Raw genomic sequence first — 22,061 nt, forward strand, 5'->3', positions numbered from 1 at the left:
TTTAAAGTAAGAATAGAGTGTCAAAACTGAAATAAATTATTATATTTGCATATATAATAAAAATGATAGCAATATGAATATACTTAATTTTTCACAGTTTGCGTGGGCATATACATTTTGCCAAAATATGCAATTAAAGCTCAAGGAAAGGCTTCAGTCTGACTTAGATATCAAACTTGTTATGAATCAGGTAGGTAAAAAATCTATCACAAGCATTATCATTCATAATAAAAGTGTAATCAAAAATAATAATAAAACTACTAAATTTAAGATTATATTAGACATTGTCCCTGAGCACATGTCATGGGCAGAGGTGTATCAAAGGTGGCTACAACTTTATCAGAACAAAGAGTTGAGCGAGTATTATGTATATGCACCTCATAGCAATGAGTTTTTTGCCTGGCAACGTTTTCAGCATCAACTGGTACCTTTGCCCAAGCAACCTCGTTATGCCAGTGCTTTCCTGCGTATTCGTTTTGAGCATTACGCCGATACACTGGAGGTTTTTACAACTGATCAGCAGCCTTTTTTAAATTTTAAAGAGCAAGCCATTGCCATAGAGGAAGCACAAGACAAGGCCAGGGCGTACCAAGCCGCTTTGAGAGAGAAACAGTTATTGCTGGAGCAGGCTTACCAAAGGCTAGATATGCTTGAGAGGCGTTACCAAACAAGCAAACAGTACCAACATAAGTATGCTACTACCTCTTAAAGGGAAACTACAAAACTCACTTAACCGCAGACCTTCAGGTCAAGCGCTGTGCAGCTAACCCACTGAACTTCGTCTTTGATTGTCGTACTTCTTCAATAAGAGATTCTGCTAAATTAGAACAAACAGGTGCTGATTTCTTTGGGGGTCACTTTATTTTTTAATTATACGCAAACACCTTGATTCTATGAGAGTGTTTGTTATTTTAAATTGTACAATACTCCTTGCTCAAATGGAGTCCAAATACCCGTGCTGATGCCCATTTTTTTTAGCCCTCGGTTTGTCCAGTTGTTGCAAGTATTAAATAAATGATAACGCCCTTTTGCCTGAAAGAATAAGTCGTGGTTGCCATAGCCTTTGGCTACCCAAAGAAATTTTTGCTCTGGAGTGAGTTCAAACGATTTGAGTATATAATGAACTAATGCCCGGTATTGAGTAGAGGATACAACCAACGGGTATACGTTGGGCGAACTGGCATTAATCGTTTGATAGAAAGACAAATGCATCAGGCTTTGGGAAGGTACGAAGGTGGCTTTGAGGGTTGTAATGAAGTTGGGAGTATTGGTGTGGGTTGACTTCAAGAAAAAGTCTTTGTCGCCCCAACCAAAACTAATATAAGGGTATGGTGCGTATTTTTTGCGGGTGGTAGGGGGTAGGTGTTTTTGCCAGTTTTTAACCGCATGTTGGGCGGGTAACACTATGTCGGTATGCAAACCGTTGCTTGTAATATAAATGATGATGTCAGTACCTGCATTTTTACTTAGCTTTTGGGGCTTGTGAGTGCCCATAGTAATGAGGGCTCCCACTACTGCACCTACCAGGTATAACACTACAAAAGCAACCAAAAACAAAGTGCCCCGCCAATAAAACCTTAAGATTTTTTTTAACAATGCTTTCATTCCATTGTTTTAAGTAAAACGGAAAAAATAAAGTGGTCCAAAAGAAAACAGTATTTGTGTACTGAGCAATGAAAAAAATCTTTGCGTAGCCAGAGCTACGGAACTATTTTTTGAAGAAGCACAGTGCTCAAAGGCGAAGTTCTATGGATTAGGTTATTTTTGTAGTTTTACTAAGCTCTTCTTTCACTTTTTTGGGTAGTTTTGACACCACCAGGTCATAGGAGTGTTGTATCCATTGGCGAATTTCGTTGTCGGGCATGTCGCTGTTTACTTCAATTGTGTTCCAGTGTTTTTTGCTCATATGATAGCCAGGCTTTACTGCATTGTATTGTTCGCGCAACTCTATGGCTTTTTCGGGTTCACATTTTACATTTACCCCAGCAAATGTCTCCATTCCTGTAAGGGCAAACATTTTACCCATTACTTTAAACACTAGGGTGTCTTCATCAAAAGGTAGCTCTTCGGTTACTCCTTTCAGGGCAATACAAAACTCTCTAAATTCTTCTATGTTCATTTTAACTGTAGGTTTTGAGGGTTGATTTTCTACAAAAAAATAAAAACTTCTGGGGAAAAGTTAAACTATCGGTGGTTTTTGATAATTATTTGACAAATTTATAAGTTCAAAGCTATTTATAAAGGTAACATTGTTTGACATCTCGTCATCTTTTTGGAACAAAGATTTAAACATCATCTATAATGTATAAAAAATTATTACTTCTGCCCATTTGTATCTGCTTATCTTTTGGGTTGTGGGCGCAAGTACAAATAGGCACTCCTACCATTGAACAAAGAACCATTGGAATGAAAAAACTTGAGGGTTATTTTCCTTTGTATTGGGACAAAGACAACGGCGGGTTATGGCTGGAAATAGATAAGCTTGACCAGGAAATCTTATATGTTCAATCACTTGCTGGTGGGGTGGGTTCTAACGACATTGGACTAGACCGAGGGCAGTTGGGGAAGAGCCGTATTGTAAAATTTCAGCGAGTGGGTAATAAGGTTTTGATGGTTCAACCTAACTATAAGTATAGAGCCAACACTAAAAATAAAGCCGAAAAACAAGCCGTGGAGTTGGCTTTTGCTCAGTCGGTTTTATGGGGTTTTCAGGTAGCAGCAGTTGAGGGTGATAAGGTGTTGGTAGAGGCTACTCGTTTCTTTCTGAGAGATGCTCATGGGGTGGTCAACCGTCTAAAATCAAAAAAGCAAGGGCATTATCGGTTGGACAATACCCGTTCTGCGTTTTATTTGCCCCGTACCAAAAATTTTCCTAAAAATACTGAGGTAGAAGCAACCCTTACCTTTACCGGAAACGCGCAAGGCAAACATATACGTAGTGTGGCTCCTACGCCCGGTGCAGTTACGGTGCGCCAGCATTACTCTTTGGTAGCGTTGCCAGACAATAAGTACAAACCTCGACAGTTTGACCCAAGGGCTGGTTTTAGTCGCTTGTCGTATGTAGACTATGCCAGCTCACTCAACGATCGCATTGTAAAAAACATGATACCACGCCATCGGCTTAAAAAGAAAAATCCTCAGGCTAAAATAAGCGAGCCGATAAAGCCTATTGTATACTACATTGACCCTGGCGTGCCTGAACCTATCAGATCGGCTATGTTGGAAGGGGGGCGTTGGTGGAACCAGGCGTTTGAGGCAGCCGGATATAAAAACGCGTTTCAGGTAAAAGTTCTCCCCGCAGGTGCCGACCCTATGGATATACGCTATAATGTAGTAAATTGGGTACACCGTTCTACGCGTGGTTGGTCTTATGGTGCTACAGTAACTGACCCTCGTACCGGGGAAATTATGAAAGGACATGTGACATTGGGCTCGCTTAGGCTTCGCCAAGATTACCTGATTGCTGAGGGCTTGTTGGCGCCCTATGCCAATGGTACTAAAGTACCCGAAGACATGCAAAAAATAGCATTGGCTCGCTTACGCCAATTAGTTGCCCACGAAATAGGGCACACCCTTGGTTTGTCGCATAACTTTGCGTCTAGTGTAAACAAAAGGGCTTCGGTAATGGATTACCCTCACCCATTGGTCAAGTTAAAGGGCAATGGGGCTATAGGCTGGGCTGATGTGTATGATACCAATATAGGTAATTGGGACAAGGTAGCGATTAAGTATGGTTATAGTGAGTTTCTTCCGAATACGGATGAAAAAAAGGCTTTGAACAAAATATTGAATGATGCAATAAAGCAAGGGTTGTATTATATCTCTGATGCCGATGCGCGCCCGATGGGTGGAGCACACCCTTTGGCACACCTGTGGGACAATGGTACCAATGCTGCTGACGAACTCGACCGAATAATGAAGGTACGTGCCAAAGCACTGGCGAAGTTCTCAGAGAAAAATATTAGAATGGGTGAGCCTATGTCTCACTTGGAAGATGTATTGGTACCAGTATATTTGTTGCACCGTTACCAGGTAGAAGCCGCGTCGAAAGTGGTGGGAGGCTTGTATTATACTTATGCTTTGCGAGGTGACCAACAGCAAGTAACCCGCATAGTTCCGGCAAAAGAACAACAAAAGGCACTTAAGGCACTGTTGGCAACTCTAGAGCCCAAGGCTTTGGTGTTGCCCGAAAAAACGCTTAAGATAATTCCACCAAAAGCTTATGGGTATTCTCGTAATCACGAAAACTTTAGAGCACGTACCGGGGTAGCCTTCGATCCTTTGGCCGCCGCCGAAACAGCTGCCAGCATTACCCTTAAGATGTTGTTGCACCATGAAAGAGCTGCACGTTTGGTACAATACCATGCCCGAAATACTAAAAACCCTGGTTTACAGCAAGTAATTACTCAGTTGATAGAGGCTACCGTAAAAAGTAATATCAAGCAAGGCTACCCTGGTGAAGTGCAAAAAGTAGTAAATAATACAGTGCTTTATCAACTTATGCAACTTGCCAACCACCCTAAGGCAGCTACTCAGGTGAAAGCCATTGCTACTTATGAATTACAGGGAATGAAAGAGTGGTTCAAAAACAAGCAAACATCTGTAAAAGACAGAGCCACTAAAGCACACTACTTTTTTGCTGCATCAGAGATTGAAAAGTTTCAGAAAGGCATCATTAAACACAAATTTACTGCGCCTTCTATGCCTCCGGCAGGTTCGCCTATAGGCGGAGGCTTTCATCCCAGAAATGCCTGTGGGTTTAAAAAATAGTTGATAATACTTTACGTATTTAGTGTCTAGTACTCTAGCTTCTAAGTAGGTAAAGTAACAATTTAGTTAGACTTTGTTCTTTGACGATCTTTAAAAATTGAGCATAGCCATAGCTACGCGATATTTTTCAAGAGAAGCCAAAGGGCAAAAGAAGCGAAATAGTGCTTTACATATTTAGTGTCTGGAGTACTAGAGTATTAGTCATGCCTGCTGGGTTTTAAAAACCTGGCAGGGATAAAATTTCTTGAAAAATGGTTTTCTCTAATGAAATTAGACAACTTTTGAATTATGAGACAACCTCTTTTATTTTTTGCCACACACCCGATTTATCTCACATAGTTTTTATTGTTTGAGGGGCAAAGTGGGTTTGTTGTATCACAAAGCATTTGTTATGAAATCCATTTTATACATCACTGACCTGTATTATGAGGCAAAAGGGAGAAACTATCCTGAAGAAGATTTATACATTACTTCACAACTCAAAGAACATTTCAATCTATTAATTTGCCACCCTCAGCAAGCCATTGGTTTCGTTGAAGTAGCCGACCTGATCATTGTAAGAAACTCAGGACCTGTGATTTATTACCAGGAATATTTCAATGAATTTTTATCGGTAGTAAATGAAAGTAGTATGGCAATATTTAACTCTATGGATGGCAAAGCAGATATGCATGGTAAGCAGTATTTGCTCGAACTCACCCAAAAACAGTACCCTGTTATTCCTACAATAGACAATATAGAGGAGTTATCGGTATTGGGGAGCGCACCGCACTACATACTTAAGCCCAAGCTGGGGGCTGATTCGATAGGGATGAAAATTGTTGCCAAAAGTGCTATTTCACAGCACGACCTCACCGACATGCTTATTCAACCTTTTGTGCCTTTTGTGTACGAAGCCTCCTTTTATTACCTCAATGGTCAATTTCAGTATGCTTTGTATGCACCAGACAAAAAGAAAAGGTGGGAACTTCAAGAGTTTATCCCTAATGATACTGACCTTGCTTTTGCTCAAAAGTTTATTGCCTGGAACAACATGGATTGGGGGATACAACGGGTAGATGCTTGTCGTTTGGACGATAGTAGTTGGTTGTTGTTAGAATTGGAAGACCTCAACCCATTTTTGTCGCTTGATAAACTGAGTGAAGTGCGTAAAAAAGACTTTATGGAGAACTTTATTTCAGCTATTAGGCAACAACAAGAGTTTTTAGTGAGTAATGAAGAAGATTAATCTAAATTAAACTTTCTATGAAAAAACTGATATGGATGTTAGGGTTTACTCTGTTGGTTGTCCAGCTAAGCTATGGACAAAACGATCAGGCAAGTCTTAGTGGTATTTTTCAAACTGCGGCTCAAGGAGGGGTAAAGCTCCCTTTTTACAATAACCCAGATAGATCGTTGAGGATAGATAAATCTGTAGCCATTACTTTTGCAGATTTCAAAAAAATGACTACTAAGTCTACACCTCAGGGCAAAACTTTATCTATTAAGTTAAATAAAGCGGGGAAAGCAAAGCTTATTCAAATGACCCAAAAGAACCTGCAAAAACCCTTGGTGATTGTTTTTGAGGGCGAAATTTTATCGGCACCGTTGGTGCAGGAAACCATTACGAGTGGTAATTTACAGATAACGGGCATAGATAAAAAAACTGTCCATAAGCTTATCAAATCTTATAAAAAAGATAAATAGGAAGGTGCTTATCAATGTTTGCTTTAGTTGACACTGTTTTCTATGCTTTGCAATGACATCTGTCAGTGTTGTAAAGGAAGAAGTATTATATCTTTGTCTTGAAAAAATATGACTATTCAAGGTAATTGCACAATTTATTTTTTTTGTAATGCTTGAAAACTTACATTTATTTGGACTGATTATAAATAATGCATACTTTTGTAATACCAACAGCATATAAAACACAACAATGAAGCAAGATATACCAAATCACTTTATAGAAGTTTACCAAACCCCAAATGGTGCGGTATACCAATCAAATAAAGATCGTTGTTTTTGGGTAGAATTTAATGGAGTGATTACCTCCTACAAAGTACTTTGCTTTTATAAATTCAAAAAAGCAGTAGATAACATAGATTTGGACTTAATGGCAAACAACTCTGACGCCGTTTATGATTATGAAATAATAGCGCCATGTAGTTGCGAGCGTTGTTATGTACTTACCCTTACCGAAATTGCCGAACTTAAAGAACTACTTTCTGGTGCCAAAGTAATGCTTGAACTAAATAGCATCTTGTACGAACGTTTGTACTCTGTGTTGGTTTAAAAAAATACACCCCACGCCTGTGCTTCTCACACTATCAGGCGTCTGCTTTTTTATTGTATTTTCCTGCCTTTTACCCGTATACTTTCCCTAAATCCCTTTCTGCAAGTACATTATTTTCTTAGCTAAAATATAGTACCTCAAAACAAGACTTTTTAAATCTGATTTCGTTTTATTGTGTAGCAATACTTTAAAAGCACTATTACACACACATCCATCAAATTATACTTTGGCGTTTATGATTGATTATCAATACTTTACACTAAAAAATGGCTTGCAAGTATACCTACACCAAGACACTACTACCCCAGTAGCGGCGGTCAATATACTATACAATGTGGGCTCGAAAGATGAGGACGAAAGCAAAACAGGGTTTGCCCATTTATTTGAGCACTTAATGTTTGGTGGGTCTAAAAACATTCCGTCTTACGACGAACCTTTACAACGAGTAGGAGGCGAAAACAATGCCTACACTACGCCTGATATTACCAATTACTACATTACACTACCTACTGCTAACATAGAAACAGCCTTTTGGCTGGAGTCTGATCGTATGATGAGCTTATCGTTTGACCCTGAGGTGTTAGAAGTTCAACGAAAGGTAGTGATAGAAGAGTTTAAGCAAAGGTATTTGAACCAGCCTTATGGAGATGTATGGCTCAAGCTACGACCATTGGCTTATCAGGTACACCCTTACCGTTGGGCAACTATAGGCAAAGATATTTCGCACATAGAGCGTGCTACAATGCAAGACGTAAAAGATTTTTTTAGAAAGTTTTACCTTCCCAATAACGCTATTTTGGCAGTAGCCGGCAACATAGATAAAGCACAACTACAGTACCTTGCCGAGAAATGGTTTGGTGACATTCCGGCGGGCACCGACTATCAGCGAAAGCTACCCAAAGAACCGAAACAAACAGAGCCCAGGTATACAGAAGTCACTGGCGATGTGCCAATGAATGCGCTTTATAAGGTGTATCACATGGTATCTAAAAGCCACCCTGATTATTATGCTACAGATTTGCTAAGCGATGTGTTGGGGCGAGGCAAATCGTCAAGGTTGTATACCAGGTTGGTCAAAGAAAAGAATATATTTAACTCTGTCAATGCTTATATTACCGGGTCAGTAGAGCCAGGTTTGTTGGTGGTACATGGCAACCTCAACGAAGGTGTGTCGCTGGAAGAGGGCGATGAGGCAGTGCAAAAAATCATTACTGAGCTCAAAAATCATAAAATACAAGAACAAGAGTTGAGTAAAGTGAAAAATCAGGCAGAGTCTACTTTGGTGTTTTCGGAGGTAGAGGTGCTTACCAGAATCATGAACCTTAGTTTTGCGGCGTTATTGGGCAATGCTAATGCAGTAAACAATGAGTCTGAGAAAATACAAGCAGTACACGCTCAGCAAATGATGGATATAGCCAATCAGATTTTGGTCCCCGAAAATAGCAGTACCCTTTATTATAGAAAAGCGTGACAAGTAGGTTGGTTTGTTCACATTTACCAATACATTGTGTAGGATATTTGATTAATGTCGCTAAAATATTGATATTCGTTGCTACTCGCTTTTTTTTAATGCCGTCCTCGCTTCACCTGCGTGTCACTGATCGATACCCTAAAGTAAGTTGTTTTTTGGGCGCCGATATACATCAGCATCTAATGACTTACAAGTGGTTTGATTTAGCTGCGCTGAGCACGGTCTCTAAGGACTCGTAAACTCGGTTGTGGGGACAAAAATCAGCGCGAAAAATAGTAGGATAGAGTAATTTGTTGCATTAATCATTAAAAGAAAATATTGTGAAAATACGTGTAGGTCAAGGTTATGATGTACATCAGCTACAAGAAGGGGCTGATTTTTGGCTGGGTGGAATCAAAATTCCCCACACTCATGGCGCAGTTGGGCACTCAGACGCCGATGTGCTCATACATACTATTTGTGATGCTTTGCTAGGGGCAGCAAATATGCGTGATATAGGGTATCACTTTTCTGATAAAGACCCTCAATACAAGGGCATTGACAGTAAAATACTGCTGAAGGATGTGATAAAGCTACTGAAGGATGCCAATTATGAAATAGGAAATATAGATGCCGTAGTTTGTTTGCAAGCCCCAAAAATAGGGCAATACATCCCAGAAATGCAGCAGTGTCTGGCCAATGTAATGAATATTTCTGTGGATGATGTGTCTGTAAAAGCCACTACAACAGAACGCTTGGGCTTTGTTGGACGTAAAGAAGGAGTAGCAGCTATGGCTACAGTGTTAATTTCAAAAAAATAGACAACTTGTTTTGCTTACTTTGAGTAAATAATGCAAGTATATGTTTGATTGCATAACGCTATAAAAATCAGGTTTTCCTATAATTCGGAAAACAGACTGCGTATTTAATTGATTTTTTTAGTTATTTTTGCTTTGATATATTTAAAATTTCGAGAAATTATGAAAAAGAATTATTTTTCTTTATTACTAATGACCCTTGTTTGTGTTTTTGCTTTTACAGCTTGCAAAAAAGGTGGTGACAATGATCCAGGCACAACTGATTTACTAGTTGCTAAGCAACCCTGGACAGTTTCAAAAGTGACTGACCAAAACAATACGGAGGTTACTACCTTTCAGGGTAAAACAGTGACCTTCAGTTCTGACGGTTCTTATACTCATACCTTAGGAAGCGCTACCGAATCAGGTACTTACACTGTTACTGGCAGTACTATTACTTTTACTCCTGCCAGTGGTACAGCTTACGCAAGTAGCTTTTCTGATGTAAACGCTACTTCGACTGAGCTAACTTTCAAAATGACCGTTGAGAGCACCAAAACAGGTACTACTACCTACTCAGTCACCATGCAGTAGTGTGAGCGATATATTATATATAAAACGTCTTTTGTGAGATACTCAAAAGACGTTTTTTTATGCTGCGTATTCAACAATCCTACAGATCAATTCTCTTCTTCTTTTTTTTCTTGGGCTGTTTTAATTTCCTCAGCAATCTTTTTAATTTTCTGGTTGAGTGAGTCTAGCTGAGCAGGTGGGTTTAGGTCTTGTGGGTTTGCCGACTTTCGTATGCATTGAAAGCGAGCAGCTTCTATGTTACGTTTTATCTTAAAAGTAACTGGTACTTTGGGTTCTTTAGCTAAGTCGCCGTACTTGTGTACATATTCTTCCAACTCAGCTCCGGCGGCATTAAAGTACTTTATAGCAATCACTACATCCTTAAACTTTACATCTGAGCGATTGTTTACCAAAGTAACTTCTACCGTCATTCCTTCGGCAAGCTCGTCTTCTTCGAGTAGTCTGCCATCTACTACTAGTCCTCTCATCAACGAATCGGCACGTTTTCGCTGGATTGTTTTTAGTGTGTCCTGCAAAAGTTTTTTGATTGAATTCAGACTATCAATGACAGCTTCTTGTGCCTCAAGCTTTTTTTTCTTCTCTTCGTCCTCTTTATCTTTTTCCTTGTCTTCCTCTTTTGTCTTGTTCTGATCTTCTACTGTTTTGGGATCTTTCTTTACCACTTCCTGATCCTTGCCCGTAGTGTTTTTTCGGTTATCGGCTATGCCTTTTTTAGGGGCACCATCTCCCATAAATTCACTGTAAATAACAAAGCCTACAAGCCCCACTAAAACAAAGATCAAGATATACAAAGGGGCATAAGAGACTCTTTTGGGGCGGGTATTTTTGTTCCTCTGTTTTTGACTGGCAGCACTGGTATTACGTGCAACGGCATCTGTAGCCTTTACTTGGGTAGGCCTTAAGTTTTGTGATTGACTGGTAGTATCTCCTGTGGCCTCTTCTTGTTTGAGCAATGCTTCTTTAAAATCAGCGCAACTCTGAAAACGTTGTGCTGGATCTTTTGCAGTGGCTTTGTCAATCAATTGTTGCATTCGTTCCGAAATGGTACCATCAAACTGCTTCAAAGGAGGCAAGGGGTCATTTACTATCTTATTGAACACATCAAACTCAGTAAGTTGAGTTTCGTCATAAGGCGCTTTTCCCGTAAGCATTTCAAACAAGGTAACCCCTAGCGAGTATACGTCAGTTCGTTGATCTATTTCTTTACCTTGTACTTGTTCAGGGCTCATGTACATCACTGTACCTAGTTGAGCACCAGGTTTGGTCAGGTTGTTTTTGTTTTCTTTTAAAATTTTAGCAATCCCAAAGTCCAATACTTTGGCACCAGCATCTTGAGTGATAATAATGTTTGAGGGTTTTATATCGCGGTGAATCACGCCTTGTTTGTGGGCATACTCCATACCTGCCAATATAAGCGAAAAGTAATAACGAACTTGTTCTTCAGGAATGGGGCGTTTCTTAATAAACCTATCAAGTGCTTCGCCCTGTGCGTATTCCATAATTAGAAACAAGCCTTTTTCGTTTTCTAAGTAATCATATAGAGTAATAATGTTGATATGCTGAAGGTTGGACAGTGTAGTTGCTTCTTGCCGAAAACGCTGTTTTACTTGCTCGTTGTTTACCAACAGTGGGTTAAGGGCTTTAATGGCTACTTTTCTGCCAAGCTGAGTATGGGTTGCTTGGTATACAGTTCCTACACCCCCTTCGCCTATGAGTGAATCTATATGATAATTAAGAATTTTTTCCCCGATCATTACATAATAAAGTTTAAAGTGCTTTTAGTTGGGTTTAGAGTATGTTTAAAGCGTTCGTTTATAGGAAGTTTTCGTGTTAGATGCATCAAACCGAGTGCTGTTTCACCTTTGAAAATAAGACAACAAACTAATTTTTAAACATACTCTTATCTTATGATGCCTGAAATAAATATACCTCACCTCTGTAGTTTTCATAACGAAACAACTGAAGTGAGGCAAGTCATTTATGAGGGTTAATATCTGGGAGCATTTAATGGAATCACCAATTCTTTTCCTTCATAAATAGGTTTCTCTTCTTCTATCAACATCCCTTGTTCGTCGTATTGTCGCTTCGCATTTGCCAGCGAAATTCCATTAGCATATAGAATTATTTTTGGGTTGATACGATATTTACGGGATACGTGATAAATATTTTCGTTTGCTTTCAGTTTATAAATGTCACGCACCAATATTTTTAACCCAGTACGAGGGCGAATTTTATCAGTACGTTTTATATCATTCATTTTTTCAAGGGTTTCTAAAGGTACATAATACCTTTTTGCCAACCATTCGAGGGTTTCACCATAGCCTGCTTTATGAATAAATACCTTAGTGCTGTCATTTGCTTTACCCATGGTCATACGGCGAATACTGTCACTCACTCGTTGCGCTTTGTTGGCTCTCTTGATAGAGTCTTGCATAGAGCGAATAGAGCTGGTATCCTGGATATTGAATACTACTGCTGTATTGACAAACTTTTTGGTGTTGTCTTTGGCGTAATTGTAAATAAGCATAACACCCACCAACCCTATGAGAATATACAAAGGTAAATTTACCACCTTTACATCTTCAGCATAAACTTCAGGTTCTTCTTCCAGATCGTCAGGATAAACAGCAGGAGTAGGGTTGGTTTTGGTTGAGTTAAGCGATTCTGTATGTTTTTTCAACGCCTCTATAAACTCTTCCAGTGTCGCAAAACGTTGTGCCGGGTCTTTTGCTAAAGACTTTTGCAGTATGTTTGTCAACCCAGCACTAGTGTTTTTCAGAGGCAAAGGAGTTTGAATAATATCTTTTTGTAGTTGAGCAAGTGTTTTTCCTTCGTAAGGTTGATTGCCATGCAACATAAAGTGAAAAATCACTGCCAATGCGTATACATCACTTGCTTGGTTAGTGGCTTGTCCACGGGCTTGTTCAGGGCTGATATAAGCTGCCAATTCTACATTCTGTAGTTTTAAATTTTCGGTTAAAAAAACATTGCTCAAAGCTGATGCTAGCAATTTTACTTCTTGGTCTTGAGACACAAAAATATGATTGGGGCTGATAGCACCATTGATCAATTGGTTTTGGTGTGCATACTGGTAGGCTTCCAGTATTTTCATAAACAGAGTTATTGCCTCTGTTTCTTTCATTGCACCCTGGCGATAAATATGGTGAGTAAGCGAATAGTCTTCCAGATACTCATATATTAGGTAAAGATCATCGCCTTGCTCCAGGCAATCATACAAAGTGGCAATATAGGGGTGTTGTACAGCGGCAAGTTTTTTTACTTCTTCCATAAAAGAAGCCTTTGCCTCAGGGTTATAGTCCAGTAATGGGTTAAGGGTTTTAATCAAGACTTTTTTGGGAAACTGAATGTGTGTACCCACGTAAGAACGAAAGACCTGATTCTCCTGGACTAATTCTTCTATGCGGTAGTTTAATATGTTGTTGTTATTATTCTCGCCCATTACATTTTGGTTTAAAAGCAAAAATACAACTTATTTTTATAACGCTGACTTTTAGCTTTCTAAATTTTACTTGGTAGAAGTAAATTGGATACTTCTCTGTTTATTGTTTTAATTTTGCTGATTCTTCGGCAATGGTTTTCTGTGCTTTTTGTTTCAAGTCATCTAGTTTATCTATCACCTTTTTGGGATTTTCTTTAGGTACAATTAACTTCTTAATATTCTTTGTTTCAATTTCATCGGCAGACTTTAGCCCGTTTACCTCCAGTATCCACTCAAGTTTTGAGCCCTGCTCTTCGGCCAACTTTTTTAAGTCCTTGGTTTTTTCTGTTACCTGCACCGTGATGTGGTTAAACTTATTACGTAAACTGTCTAATTTAAGTAAAGTATTGTTCAAGGATTTTTGGGTAGAATTAATGAAATCCTGGGCATCTTTTATCCGCTTTTTTGCTGCATTGTATTTGTTTTTGGCGTTGTTAATAGTTTCTTCCCCATCTTGCCACAGCCTCTTTGTTTTGTCTACAATACCTGTATTTATAATGCCCTCTTTCACAGCGTATTTATATAACCATTGAGCTCCATAGAACACCACTATTACCAATACCAGCCTGCCCAATACCTGCATAATAGGAGAGTCTATGTCTAGCCTAAAGCCTGATCCTCTGTTGCGGCGTTTTCGTGCACCACGACTATCTTGATAGTCTTCCTCGTCATCTTCATCACGATCGTAGTCACGTTTAGCGTGAGGTCCTTTTCCTTTTGGACTAGGTGTTTTTGGAGTAGGAGGGTAGGTTTCTGGTTCAGGTGATGGTATAAAGTCAGAAGATGTACCTTGCGATATATCTTCTGGTGAAAAATCATTAAATCCAGCGTTTATATCATCGGCAGAAGATGTATCAGAAAAATCACTGGTAGGTGGTGGGTTATTAATAAGCGTACCGCCTAATACACTCTTTTGCTCACCTGAGTTAAATTTATGCTTTTCAGGCAAGTTATAAAACTCAATTAATTGTACAGTAGTATTGTCATAACCTCCCAGGTTGTTTGCCATCTGTACCAGTTTTATAGCCTTGTGCTCTACATCTATCGGAGAGTTAAGTGTACCTTCTATACTTTTGTCGTGCACCAAGCCATTGAGCCCGTCGGTACAAAGTAAAAATATATCGTTTTTGTTAGGTATAATAGGCGAAAAAGACACTTCTACTTCTGTTACAGGTTGGGTACCCAATGCTCGTAACAATTCGTTGCGACGGGGGTGAGTTTCAGCTTCTTCATCACTTATTACCCCCTGGTCTACCAAAGCTTGCACAAACGAATGGTCTTTAGTTACCCTGGATATGCCGCCTTGGTTTAAACGATAAAGGCGACTGTCGCCTACATGCCCATAGTATACCTGATCATTACGCACCAACATTAACACACAAGTGGTGCCCATTCCTTGCATTCCGGGGGCTTTCTGAGCTGCTTGAAAAATCTGTTGGTTAGCATATTGTATTGCCTGACTGATAGCTTCTATGGGATTAGGGTAGTATTGGTGTTGAAAAAAGGTTTTGATGCTGTTTACAGCCATCCGCGAAGCTGTAGAGCCTCCAGCAGCGCCGCCCATGCCATCACACACCACAAAAACATATCCATTGGAGGTTTCATAATACCCCATAGAATCTTCGTTTTGCTTTCGTACATGCCCTATATCGGTATGGCTACCAAAATGAAAGTTTTTCATATCGTTATAACGTTCCTTCCATCTGTTTAAATATGAAATTTAAGGTTTGCCGCACCTAATTTAATCATATCTCCAGATTTTAAAATTGTTCTTGACACCCGTGAGCCATTTACAAAAGTACCGTTGGTACTGCCCAGGTCGGTGAGGTAAAAACTACCTTTTTCTATGGTAATGGTAGCGTGTTGTCCTGATACTGTTTGAGTAGGTATGGTGATGTCATTGTCTTCTGAGCGTCCAATAAACATTTTAGGTTTATTGAGCGAAAAGCTATGACTAAAGCTCCCCGCCGAAACCATCAAGGTGGGTGCACCACCGCCACCAGAGATAACGGTACGTTTCATGTCGAACTTAGGGTCAACCGGGGTTGGCTGATGGTTTTGTGCGTTGAGTTGCTGAGCCCTTACTTGTTCCTGCAAGCGAATGTTTTGTTCTTCAAGCGATTTAAGGCGTTGGTCAGTTGCGGCACTTTGTTTGGCTGATTCCTCCTGTTGTTTTCTAATCATTGCCTCCTGTTTTTGGCGTTGAGCAGCTTCAGCCGCCATTCTTGCCTGTTCAGCGGCTTCAGCTTCTTCTTCGGCTGCAATGCGTTCTTCTTCGGCACGTCGCACATTGCGGCTGTGCACAAACCACACCAATATGCCCAGCAAAGCGCCTGCTGCAATGATGATAAAAATACCGTACTTACGGAAAAAATTACCACCCGTATTTGGGCGCAAAGGTGAAAAGTAAGTGACCCGTTTGCTCTCGTTTTTATAGCGAATTTCAAAGCTATGTTCGTTTCCGTCAGCTGCTGCTTCAGTGTCAAAGGTAAGCATTACGTTAATGCCTTGGTTTTCTATGATCTCTTCCCTGATAGAGAAAAAATCGCTGATGGCGCGTTGAATTTCGCTGGAAGTTTTCACTATTCTACTTCTTTCACCTTTGGGTATCCCTTCAAATTCTACAGTAGTACTAATGCGACTTAAGTCATCGGGAGGCTTGTTGTCTAATTGGTAAGTAACCGAATAGACAGGAATTTTAAAGTGATTAGCCCTTTTGATGCATTCAGTAGAACTGAATGAGCTTCCTTTGTTTTTACCTGCCGACAATACCATCAATATTTTTTGCCCTTCCAACTCGGTTTCATCCAGTACCTCAAGAGCATGATAAATAGAGGCGTGTACTTTAGATACAGGAGTACTGCTGGTATCTTGGTGGGCTACAATCTTATCTTGGATTGCTTCAGTAAAGTATGCAAAGTTATTGGTGAAGTCTGGCGACAAATAAGAGAGTTTGTCACTATCAGAAAAGTAGGCAATTTGAATTTTATCGTCAGGTGTAAGTACCCCCAGGCTATTGGTCAGGGCACGCTTTACACTAGCAATAGGGTTGCCGTTCATTACTGCTGATGCGTCTATCAAAAACAGGATCGCCCGATTTTTCTTTTTAGCAGCACTATCTTTTTTTTCGGGAGCTGCCAGGTTAAAAGAAATAGGTTCGGTAGGGTTTTTCTCATCTAATACTTTAAAGTCGTCTTTTACGGCTTTATCAGCACCTACCAGTTGTAACTCTACTTTTAACTCAGGAAAAGCCGCAGTATCTATTTTTGTAACATTGATACGTTGAGCATACGATTGCGAACTGAGTAGACCAAAGCCTGCCACTAACCAAAGAAGGCAAGCATACTTCTTAAGCACGTTTTTCATCATTGTAAATTCCATTAGTTAAAAGTTTATTAGGCAATACTTCTGAATTTGAAAATGGTTTCTCCTATACGTATCACATCACCATCTTTGAGCGTACCTTCTTCTACAAATATATCATTGATAAAGGTTCCATTGGTAGAAAACTCATCCCTGAATTTGAAGTGCCCCATGCGGTGTAATATGGTCAAGTGTTTACCTGATACTGCCTGATCGCCTGAAATACTAATGTCACAAGCACCATCGGCACCTATAATATTGCGTCCTTCATATAATTTAAAATCTACCCCATTTTCGTCTATAGTAAAAGACACCAACCAGCCTACCATTTTACGTCCCTGTTGCTGGGGTACTTGTGGAAAGTTGGGTTGTGGGTCAAATCCTCCGCCTCCACCAAAAATCTGAGTGCGACTTAAATCTCCCCCTCCACCGCCAGAGTTGCCAAAAATCTCGGTTTGAGGCGAGCCTCCTCCAAACATACCTCCTCCTCCGCCAGTGTCAAGCTTGGTTTTGTCTAAACCACCAAAGCCACCCCCTTGGCCAGGATTAAAGTCGCTGTCATCGTCAAAACCCTGATTGCCCATGTTAGGCATAGAAGGAGGCATTTCCTGAACATTGCCGCCACCCTGTCCATCTTCGCAATAGGGGCATTCGTCAAGGTTAGATGGAAAAAAGTAGCCGTTATCGCAGCCACAAGGTTTAAATTCGCTCATAGTTTTAAATCATTAATTGGTCTTTGATTGCGTAGGTGTTATCTAGTACTCTGGACACTACATAAGTAAAGCGCTATTTCACGCCTTTTGTTCACTAGCTTCTCTTAAAAACCGATAGCTACAGCTTCGCTGTGCTGAGCTCTGCCACAGGCTAAATATCCCATAGCTACGGCTTAGTTCCCTGCGGGATAAATTTTGAAGATCGTCAGTAACCAAAACCGAGCTTTTCGCGAGCTCAACGTAGTTAATCCATCAAAATTTCTACTTTACCTACTTAGAAGCCAGAGTACTAGTGCATTAGGGATTAAATAAGTCGCCAAATAATATGTGAGTAACTTAGTCCCTGATGCACTAGTAGCAAGCTTCAAGCGACAAGCAATGAAGTCTTATTTATTTTTAACCTCTTTGCAAAGCAATAAAAATAGACACTTTTTATACTATGTATACTTGAAGCTTGTTGCTAGATGCTTGTAACTAAATATAATTCAAATTAATTGAAAAAATCAGATTTTAAAAGCTTTCAATTGTTTTAGGTAGTTTAGGCAAAGTTCAAGGCTCATTTAAATTTTGTCTTGGCAGTGAGGTATTGTGGGTTAGATCGCTATCAGCTTTTACCATTGATGCTAAAATTCATCTTTACCACCTAACTCTAGTGCGTCTTTTTTTACCTTATTGGCAAGGCTTATTTTATAGTTTTGTAGGTTGACTTGCACATTGAGGTCAAAAGCGCCCACCATTTGAGCTGCCAGAATACCCGCATTTTTGGCAGCGTTGAGCGCCACTGTAGCCACTGGTACACCATTGGGCATTTGCAAAATTGACAAGATAGAGTCCCAACCATCTATAGAGTTGCTTGATTTTACAGGTACACCAATCACGGGCAAGGTAGTCATAGAGGCCACCATGCCAGGCAAGTGAGCAGCTCCACCAGCCCCAGCTATAATAGCTTTAAGCCCTCTTTTTTGAGCACTTTCGGCATAGTTTACCATACGGTGAGGGGTACGGTGTGCCGATACAATGGTTATTTCATAAGCCACACCCAGTTCTTTGAGTATATCGGCTGCGTCTTGCATCACGGGCAGGTCTGACTTGCTGCCCATAATGATACCTATTTGAGGAGTAGTAGTTTCGCTCATTTTGTTTGTTTAAAATAATGCAAGTTGTAAGGCATCAATGCTTGTTTGACTCTTTCATATCCAGTGTGTTTTGTAGCAAACTTATGGTCAGGTTACCTCTACAGCTAAGTTATAAGCTTGTTTTTGAGTGAGACTTCAAAGGAATCATCAAGTGTAGATTTTTCCCATTGGTTAACCTTGACGCTTGCTTAAAGCCTGTCTTTTGAATTGAAAATTACTTTTTTAGCCCAGACGCTGACTTTTAAACAAGCCACTGGATACAAAATATCCTACAACTCAATTGAAAGAAGTGTTTAAGACAGGGCACAAATATAGATGAATTGAGGGAAAGTTCACGAAGGATTACAAAATCGCTTTTTTAACTGGCTTATAATTGGGTTGAAGGCGAGTGCTGTTTTACTGTTGAAAATAAAACAGCCAATTTTTGCATAAACTGTAACCCTCCCATCTACCAATAGTTACCTCCATTCAGTTACTTTGCCCTTATCTTTGTTGTGCATATCTTGTGGTATATTTTGGGCAATATGCTCAAACAATAAATCTAACAATTTGATTTTGGCAAAGTTGCGTACATACACCAGGCTTACCTCACGTAAGGGTTTTTCTGGTTCAAAACGACGTATTTGAGCTTGTTTGCCTGATGGTAAATCCAGCGTGGCAAGTTCAGGCAACAAGGTAAACCCACCTTCTACTTCTACCATTTTTTTGAGAGTTTCCAGCGAACCACTCCTGTAGTTAAAAGTTTGTTGTTTTTGAGCTTGTTCCTGATACCCACACAAGTTGGCCACCTGATTATAAAAGCAATGCCCATCATTTAGCATCCAAAGCTCTTCGCTGGCAATGTCTTTCGGACGTAACTGTTGGTTGGTTAAAATAGGGTGGTCTTTGCTCGTATACACCATAATCTCTTCATAAAAAATAGGCTTTTCTACCATTCCTTTTTCCCGCAAAGGGGTGACCAGCAAACCTACGTCCAGCAAATCTTTTTGCAAATGGTCTATGATTTCTTCGGTAAGTAGCTCATACACCTGGAGCTGTATGCTGGGGTATTCTCTGGTAAAGCTACCCACAAATAAAGGCAGCAGATAAGGTGCTAATGTTGGAATAATACCGACCTTAAGTTCTCCTGTTACATTGTTCTGAAACTGTTGTACAATGTCTTGAATTTTGCTTGATTCACGAAGCGTGTTTCGGGCTTGTTCAATAATTAGTTTGCCTACATCAGTTGGCACTACTGGTTGTTTGCTGCGGTCAAATACAACGACTCCTAAATCTTCCTCCATCTTTTTGATTTGCATACTGAGGGTAGGCTGTGTAACAAAACACTTCTCTGCTGCCGTAGCAAAGTGCCTGTAAGTGTCTACTGCTACTATATATTCAAGTTGTATAAGGCTTACCATAATATTGCTAATGATTTAATCTATTCACAAATATAGTTTACCTCTATGGAAACATAATAATTATTGATTTGATTTGTGAGTCTATAAGAATTAGTTTTGTGATAAATAAAATCTATTAATTTAATATATAACTCATGATAACAGCAGAACTAAATCTGATAGGCCTGGATAAAGAACAAGCCGGAAAATTGGCAAATGACCTGAATCAACTATTGGCAAATTTCCAGATTCATTACCAAAACCTGCGTGGTTTTCACTGGAATATCAAAGGAAAAAACTTTTTTGAGTTACATGCTAAGTTTGAAGAGTTGTATACCGATGCTCAGGAAAAAATAGATCAAATTGCTGAGCGTATACTTACTTTGGGTTTTACTCCTTTACACGTTTTTTCTGATTATTTGGAGCGCGCCCAAATTGCTGAAGGTAAAAATGTACTGGAAGACCAAGAAGCAGTAAATATGCTAATACAAAGTATGCAAACACTCATTACTATAGAGCGCCAAGCATTAGAGTACGCCGCCGATTTACACGATGAAGGAACTGTAGCAATGCTGAGCGACTTTATTGCTACTCAAGAAAAAACAGTTTGGATGTTTTCTGCCTGGTTAAATAATAGCTGATATTCTGTAATTGCCAAGTTACATGGATTCTTAGCTATTCAACAGGATACAAGTCGGCAATGTCTTGCCAACAAAAAACGATTTAAACTGTTTAGGTTGGCTTTTTTTAAAAAAAACAAATCACACGCTTGACGTGAGTTATGATAATAAACATTGATAACTATGAACCTCAATCAAATTACAGTATCGAGTACCAATATTGCAAAGTCAGTTGATTTTTATACTACATTAGGTCTTGAGCTTATAGTAGACACGCCCCACTATGCCCGCTTTTTGGTGCACCATGGGCAGGCTACCTTTTCGGTAGCCCTCCGCAATGAAGCGATCCCACAAAATGGTACGAAGGTATATTTTGAATGTGACAATTTAGATGCTAAGGTAGCCAAGTTACAAACTGCCGGGCTAGAGTTTACCGAGTTGCCCACCGACAAACGCTACCTTTGGCGCGAAGCTCATATCAACGACCCTGACGGTAATGTAGTATGTCTTTATTATGCAGGTGAAAACCGAATTAACCCACCTTGGCGGGTACAAAAGAAGAAGAATGACCTGACCAAAAATATATAAAGGCAAACCAACGCAATGGATTTACAAAAATACCTTCATAGAATAGGTTTTAAAGGAAGTAAATTGCCTTTGGCCAACTTAGAAACTTTAAGGTTACTTCACTATGCTCACATGCACCAAGTACCCTTTGAAAATCTCGACATTCATTACAACCGTTACATAGAGGTGGACGTAGAAAAGTTTTACAAAAAAATAGTGAATGACAACAGGGGAGGGTTTTGTTTTGAGTTAAATGGCCTGTTCAACTGGGCACTTAGGCAAATAGGGTTTGATGTTACTATACTAGCAGCTGCCGTCATCAACGATCAGGGCGACTATGGTATACCACTAGGGCATTTGACTAATTTGGTGGCGTTAGAGGGTAAAAGGTGGTTGGTAGATGTAGGGTTTGGTGATAACTTCGTTTATCCGATTGAGTTTGTACCAGACAAAGTTCAAGTGCAAAAAGGGCGGTATTATCGCCTAAAGCAACTAGATGAGACATATTATCAATATGCTGTATCGGACGATGGAGGTGCAAATTATAAGCATTGGTGGAAGTTTACCTTAACCCCTCGCCAACTAGATGATTTTAAGGGTGCTTGTCATTATATGCAAACATCGCCTGATACCCATTTTACACACAATCGGGTTTGTTCTGTTTCTACCCCACAAGGACGCATCACTTTAAGTGATTTGAACTTTAAAACCCGCGTGGGCAAAGAACAAACCGTAGTTGCACTAGCCAATGAGCAAGAGTTTTTGCAGGTTTTACAGGAGCAGTTTAGTATTGTTTTACATCAACCATATCAACCACCGTTTGGCGTAAGGTAAAAATACAAATACACAAGCTACGTAATAACATAACAGCCCCATCAATAAAAATACTGATGGGGCTGTT

Annotated in this window: 20 protein-coding genes; 11 read left to right on the forward strand and 9 right to left on the reverse strand. The window is 39.7% G+C overall.

Translation table 11 applies throughout. The features are described from left to right. Window positions 1-73: 73 nt before the first annotated feature. A complete protein-coding gene (locus M23134_RS15040; RefSeq protein WP_002697562.1) occupies window positions 74-709 on the forward strand; it encodes a hypothetical protein in 636 nt (211 codons plus the stop codon). A 197-nt stretch (window positions 710-906) separates the two neighbouring features. On the opposite strand, the gene M23134_RS15045 is transcribed toward M23134_RS15040, so the two are convergent. Both M23134_RS15045 and M23134_RS15050 read right to left on the reverse strand, forming a co-directional pair. Continuing rightward, window positions 907-1,605: a TIGR02117 family protein gene (locus M23134_RS15045; RefSeq protein ID WP_002697564.1), complete on the reverse strand. Its 699-nt coding sequence runs from the start codon at window positions 1,603-1,605 to the stop codon at window positions 907-909. Window positions 1,606-1,753: 148 nt separating this feature from the next. After that, window positions 1,754-2,119, reverse strand: coding sequence for an MmcQ/YjbR family DNA-binding protein (locus M23134_RS15050; RefSeq protein WP_002697566.1), 366 nt, complete (start codon window positions 2,117-2,119; stop codon window positions 1,754-1,756). A 182-nt stretch (window positions 2,120-2,301) separates the two neighbouring features. On the opposite strand from M23134_RS15050, the gene M23134_RS15055 reads away from it, so the two are divergent. The 7 genes from M23134_RS15055 (at window position 2,302) to M23134_RS15085 (ending at window position 9,883) form a co-directional block, all read left to right on the forward strand. Further along, window positions 2,302-4,770, forward strand: a complete 2,469-nt coding sequence (locus M23134_RS15055) for a zinc-dependent metalloprotease (RefSeq protein ID WP_002697568.1) — start codon at window positions 2,302-2,304, stop codon at window positions 4,768-4,770. Window positions 4,771-5,161: 391 nt separating this feature from the next. Then, window positions 5,162-5,998: a hypothetical protein gene (locus tag M23134_RS15060; RefSeq protein ID WP_045113658.1), complete on the forward strand. Its 837-nt coding sequence runs from the start codon at window positions 5,162-5,164 to the stop codon at window positions 5,996-5,998. A gap of 17 nt (window positions 5,999-6,015) precedes the next feature. Then, on the forward strand, window positions 6,016-6,456 hold the full coding sequence (locus tag M23134_RS15065; RefSeq protein ID WP_002697572.1) for a SecDF P1 head subdomain-containing protein: 441 nt from the start codon (window positions 6,016-6,018) through the stop codon (window positions 6,454-6,456). A 229-nt stretch (window positions 6,457-6,685) separates the two neighbouring features. Continuing rightward, on the forward strand, window positions 6,686-7,042 hold the full coding sequence (locus tag M23134_RS15070) for a DUF6686 family protein (RefSeq protein WP_002697574.1): 357 nt from the start codon (window positions 6,686-6,688) through the stop codon (window positions 7,040-7,042). A gap of 235 nt (window positions 7,043-7,277) precedes the next feature. Then, window positions 7,278-8,513: a M16 family metallopeptidase gene (locus M23134_RS15075; protein WP_002697576.1), complete on the forward strand. Its 1,236-nt coding sequence runs from the start codon at window positions 7,278-7,280 to the stop codon at window positions 8,511-8,513. A 320-nt stretch (window positions 8,514-8,833) separates the two neighbouring features. Then, complete coding sequence (ispF, locus tag M23134_RS15080) at window positions 8,834-9,313, forward strand: 2-C-methyl-D-erythritol 2,4-cyclodiphosphate synthase (protein ID WP_002697578.1); 480 nt, start codon at window positions 8,834-8,836, stop codon at window positions 9,311-9,313. 159 nt (window positions 9,314-9,472) lie between these two features. Beyond that, a complete protein-coding gene (locus tag M23134_RS15085; RefSeq protein ID WP_002697580.1) occupies window positions 9,473-9,883 on the forward strand; it encodes a lipocalin family protein in 411 nt (136 codons plus the stop codon). Window positions 9,884-9,969: 86 nt separating this feature from the next. Here M23134_RS15085 and M23134_RS38200 read toward each other — a convergent pair whose 3' ends face one another. The 7 genes from M23134_RS38200 to M23134_RS15120 form a co-directional block, all read right to left on the reverse strand. Next, the gene (locus tag M23134_RS38200; protein WP_002697581.1) at window positions 9,970-11,637 is read right to left on the reverse strand and encodes a serine/threonine protein kinase; all 1,668 of its coding nucleotides are present in this window, start codon (window positions 11,635-11,637) and stop codon (window positions 9,970-9,972) included. A gap of 233 nt (window positions 11,638-11,870) precedes the next feature. Continuing rightward, a complete protein-coding gene (locus M23134_RS15095) occupies window positions 11,871-13,343 on the reverse strand; it encodes a protein kinase domain-containing protein (RefSeq protein WP_002697584.1) in 1,473 nt (490 codons plus the stop codon). Window positions 13,344-13,443: 100 nt separating this feature from the next. Then, entirely contained in the window at window positions 13,444-15,063 is a 1,620-nt protein-coding gene (locus M23134_RS38205) for a Stp1/IreP family PP2C-type Ser/Thr phosphatase (protein WP_002697586.1), read from the reverse strand. Window positions 15,064-15,089: 26 nt separating this feature from the next. Continuing rightward, a complete protein-coding gene (locus tag M23134_RS38210) occupies window positions 15,090-16,751 on the reverse strand; it encodes an FHA domain-containing protein (protein ID WP_198145026.1) in 1,662 nt (553 codons plus the stop codon). A 26-nt stretch (window positions 16,752-16,777) separates the two neighbouring features. After that, entirely contained in the window at window positions 16,778-17,458 is a 681-nt protein-coding gene (locus tag M23134_RS15110) for an FHA domain-containing protein (protein ID WP_002697590.1), read from the reverse strand. Between the two features lie 623 nt (window positions 17,459-18,081). Next, a complete protein-coding gene (purE, locus tag M23134_RS15115) occupies window positions 18,082-18,594 on the reverse strand; it encodes a 5-(carboxyamino)imidazole ribonucleotide mutase (RefSeq protein WP_002697592.1) in 513 nt (170 codons plus the stop codon). A gap of 458 nt (window positions 18,595-19,052) precedes the next feature. Continuing rightward, window positions 19,053-19,994, reverse strand: a complete 942-nt coding sequence (locus M23134_RS15120; RefSeq protein ID WP_002697594.1) for a hydrogen peroxide-inducible genes activator — start codon at window positions 19,992-19,994, stop codon at window positions 19,053-19,055. Between the two features lie 134 nt (window positions 19,995-20,128). On the opposite strand from M23134_RS15120, the gene M23134_RS15125 reads away from it, so the two are divergent. The 3 genes from M23134_RS15125 to M23134_RS15135 all read left to right on the forward strand — a co-directional run bounded on the left by M23134_RS15125 (window position 20,129) and on the right by M23134_RS15135 (window position 21,994). Then, the gene (locus M23134_RS15125; protein WP_002697595.1) at window positions 20,129-20,614 is read left to right on the forward strand and encodes a Dps family protein; all 486 of its coding nucleotides are present in this window, start codon (window positions 20,129-20,131) and stop codon (window positions 20,612-20,614) included. Window positions 20,615-20,776: 162 nt separating this feature from the next. Then, window positions 20,777-21,181: a VOC family protein gene (locus tag M23134_RS15130; protein ID WP_002697596.1), complete on the forward strand. Its 405-nt coding sequence runs from the start codon at window positions 20,777-20,779 to the stop codon at window positions 21,179-21,181. A gap of 15 nt (window positions 21,182-21,196) precedes the next feature. Further along, window positions 21,197-21,994: an arylamine N-acetyltransferase family protein gene (locus M23134_RS15135; protein WP_002697597.1), complete on the forward strand. Its 798-nt coding sequence runs from the start codon at window positions 21,197-21,199 to the stop codon at window positions 21,992-21,994. Window positions 21,995-22,061 lie beyond the last annotated feature (67 nt).

Source organism: Microscilla marina ATCC 23134 (assembly GCF_000169175.1).
Classification (GTDB): Bacteria; Bacteroidota; Bacteroidia; order Cytophagales; family Microscillaceae; genus Microscilla; species Microscilla marina.

Coding starts and splice junctions, on each gene's coding strand:
- M23134_RS15040 (WP_002697562.1), top strand. CDS start 74: ATGAATATACTTAATTTTTCACAGTTTGCGTGGGCATATACATTTTGC.
- M23134_RS15045 (WP_002697564.1), bottom strand. CDS start 1,605: ATGAAAGCATTGTTAAAAAAAATCTTAAGGTTTTATTGGCGGGGCACT.
- M23134_RS15050 (WP_002697566.1), bottom strand. CDS start 2,119: ATGAACATAGAAGAATTTAGAGAGTTTTGTATTGCCCTGAAAGGAGTA.
- M23134_RS15055 (WP_002697568.1), top strand. CDS start 2,302: ATGTATAAAAAATTATTACTTCTGCCCATTTGTATCTGCTTATCTTTT.
- M23134_RS15060 (WP_045113658.1), top strand. CDS start 5,162: ATGAAATCCATTTTATACATCACTGACCTGTATTATGAGGCAAAAGGG.
- M23134_RS15065 (WP_002697572.1), top strand. CDS start 6,016: ATGAAAAAACTGATATGGATGTTAGGGTTTACTCTGTTGGTTGTCCAG.
- M23134_RS15070 (WP_002697574.1), top strand. CDS start 6,686: ATGAAGCAAGATATACCAAATCACTTTATAGAAGTTTACCAAACCCCA.
- M23134_RS15075 (WP_002697576.1), top strand. CDS start 7,278: ATGATTGATTATCAATACTTTACACTAAAAAATGGCTTGCAAGTATAC.
- M23134_RS15085 (WP_002697580.1), top strand. CDS start 9,473: ATGAAAAAGAATTATTTTTCTTTATTACTAATGACCCTTGTTTGTGTT.
- M23134_RS38200 (WP_002697581.1), bottom strand. CDS start 11,637: ATGATCGGGGAAAAAATTCTTAATTATCATATAGATTCACTCATAGGC.
- M23134_RS15095 (WP_002697584.1), bottom strand. CDS start 13,343: ATGGGCGAGAATAATAACAACAACATATTAAACTACCGCATAGAAGAA.
- M23134_RS38205 (WP_002697586.1), bottom strand. CDS start 15,063: ATGAAAAACTTTCATTTTGGTAGCCATACCGATATAGGGCATGTACGA.
- M23134_RS38210 (WP_198145026.1), bottom strand. CDS start 16,751: ATGATGAAAAACGTGCTTAAGAAGTATGCTTGCCTTCTTTGGTTAGTG.
- M23134_RS15110 (WP_002697590.1), bottom strand. CDS start 17,458: ATGAGCGAATTTAAACCTTGTGGCTGCGATAACGGCTACTTTTTTCCA.
- purE (WP_002697592.1), bottom strand. CDS start 18,594: ATGAGCGAAACTACTACTCCTCAAATAGGTATCATTATGGGCAGCAAG.
- M23134_RS15120 (WP_002697594.1), bottom strand. CDS start 19,994: ATGGTAAGCCTTATACAACTTGAATATATAGTAGCAGTAGACACTTAC.
- M23134_RS15125 (WP_002697595.1), top strand. CDS start 20,129: ATGATAACAGCAGAACTAAATCTGATAGGCCTGGATAAAGAACAAGCC.
- M23134_RS15130 (WP_002697596.1), top strand. CDS start 20,777: ATGAACCTCAATCAAATTACAGTATCGAGTACCAATATTGCAAAGTCA.
- M23134_RS15135 (WP_002697597.1), top strand. CDS start 21,197: ATGGATTTACAAAAATACCTTCATAGAATAGGTTTTAAAGGAAGTAAA.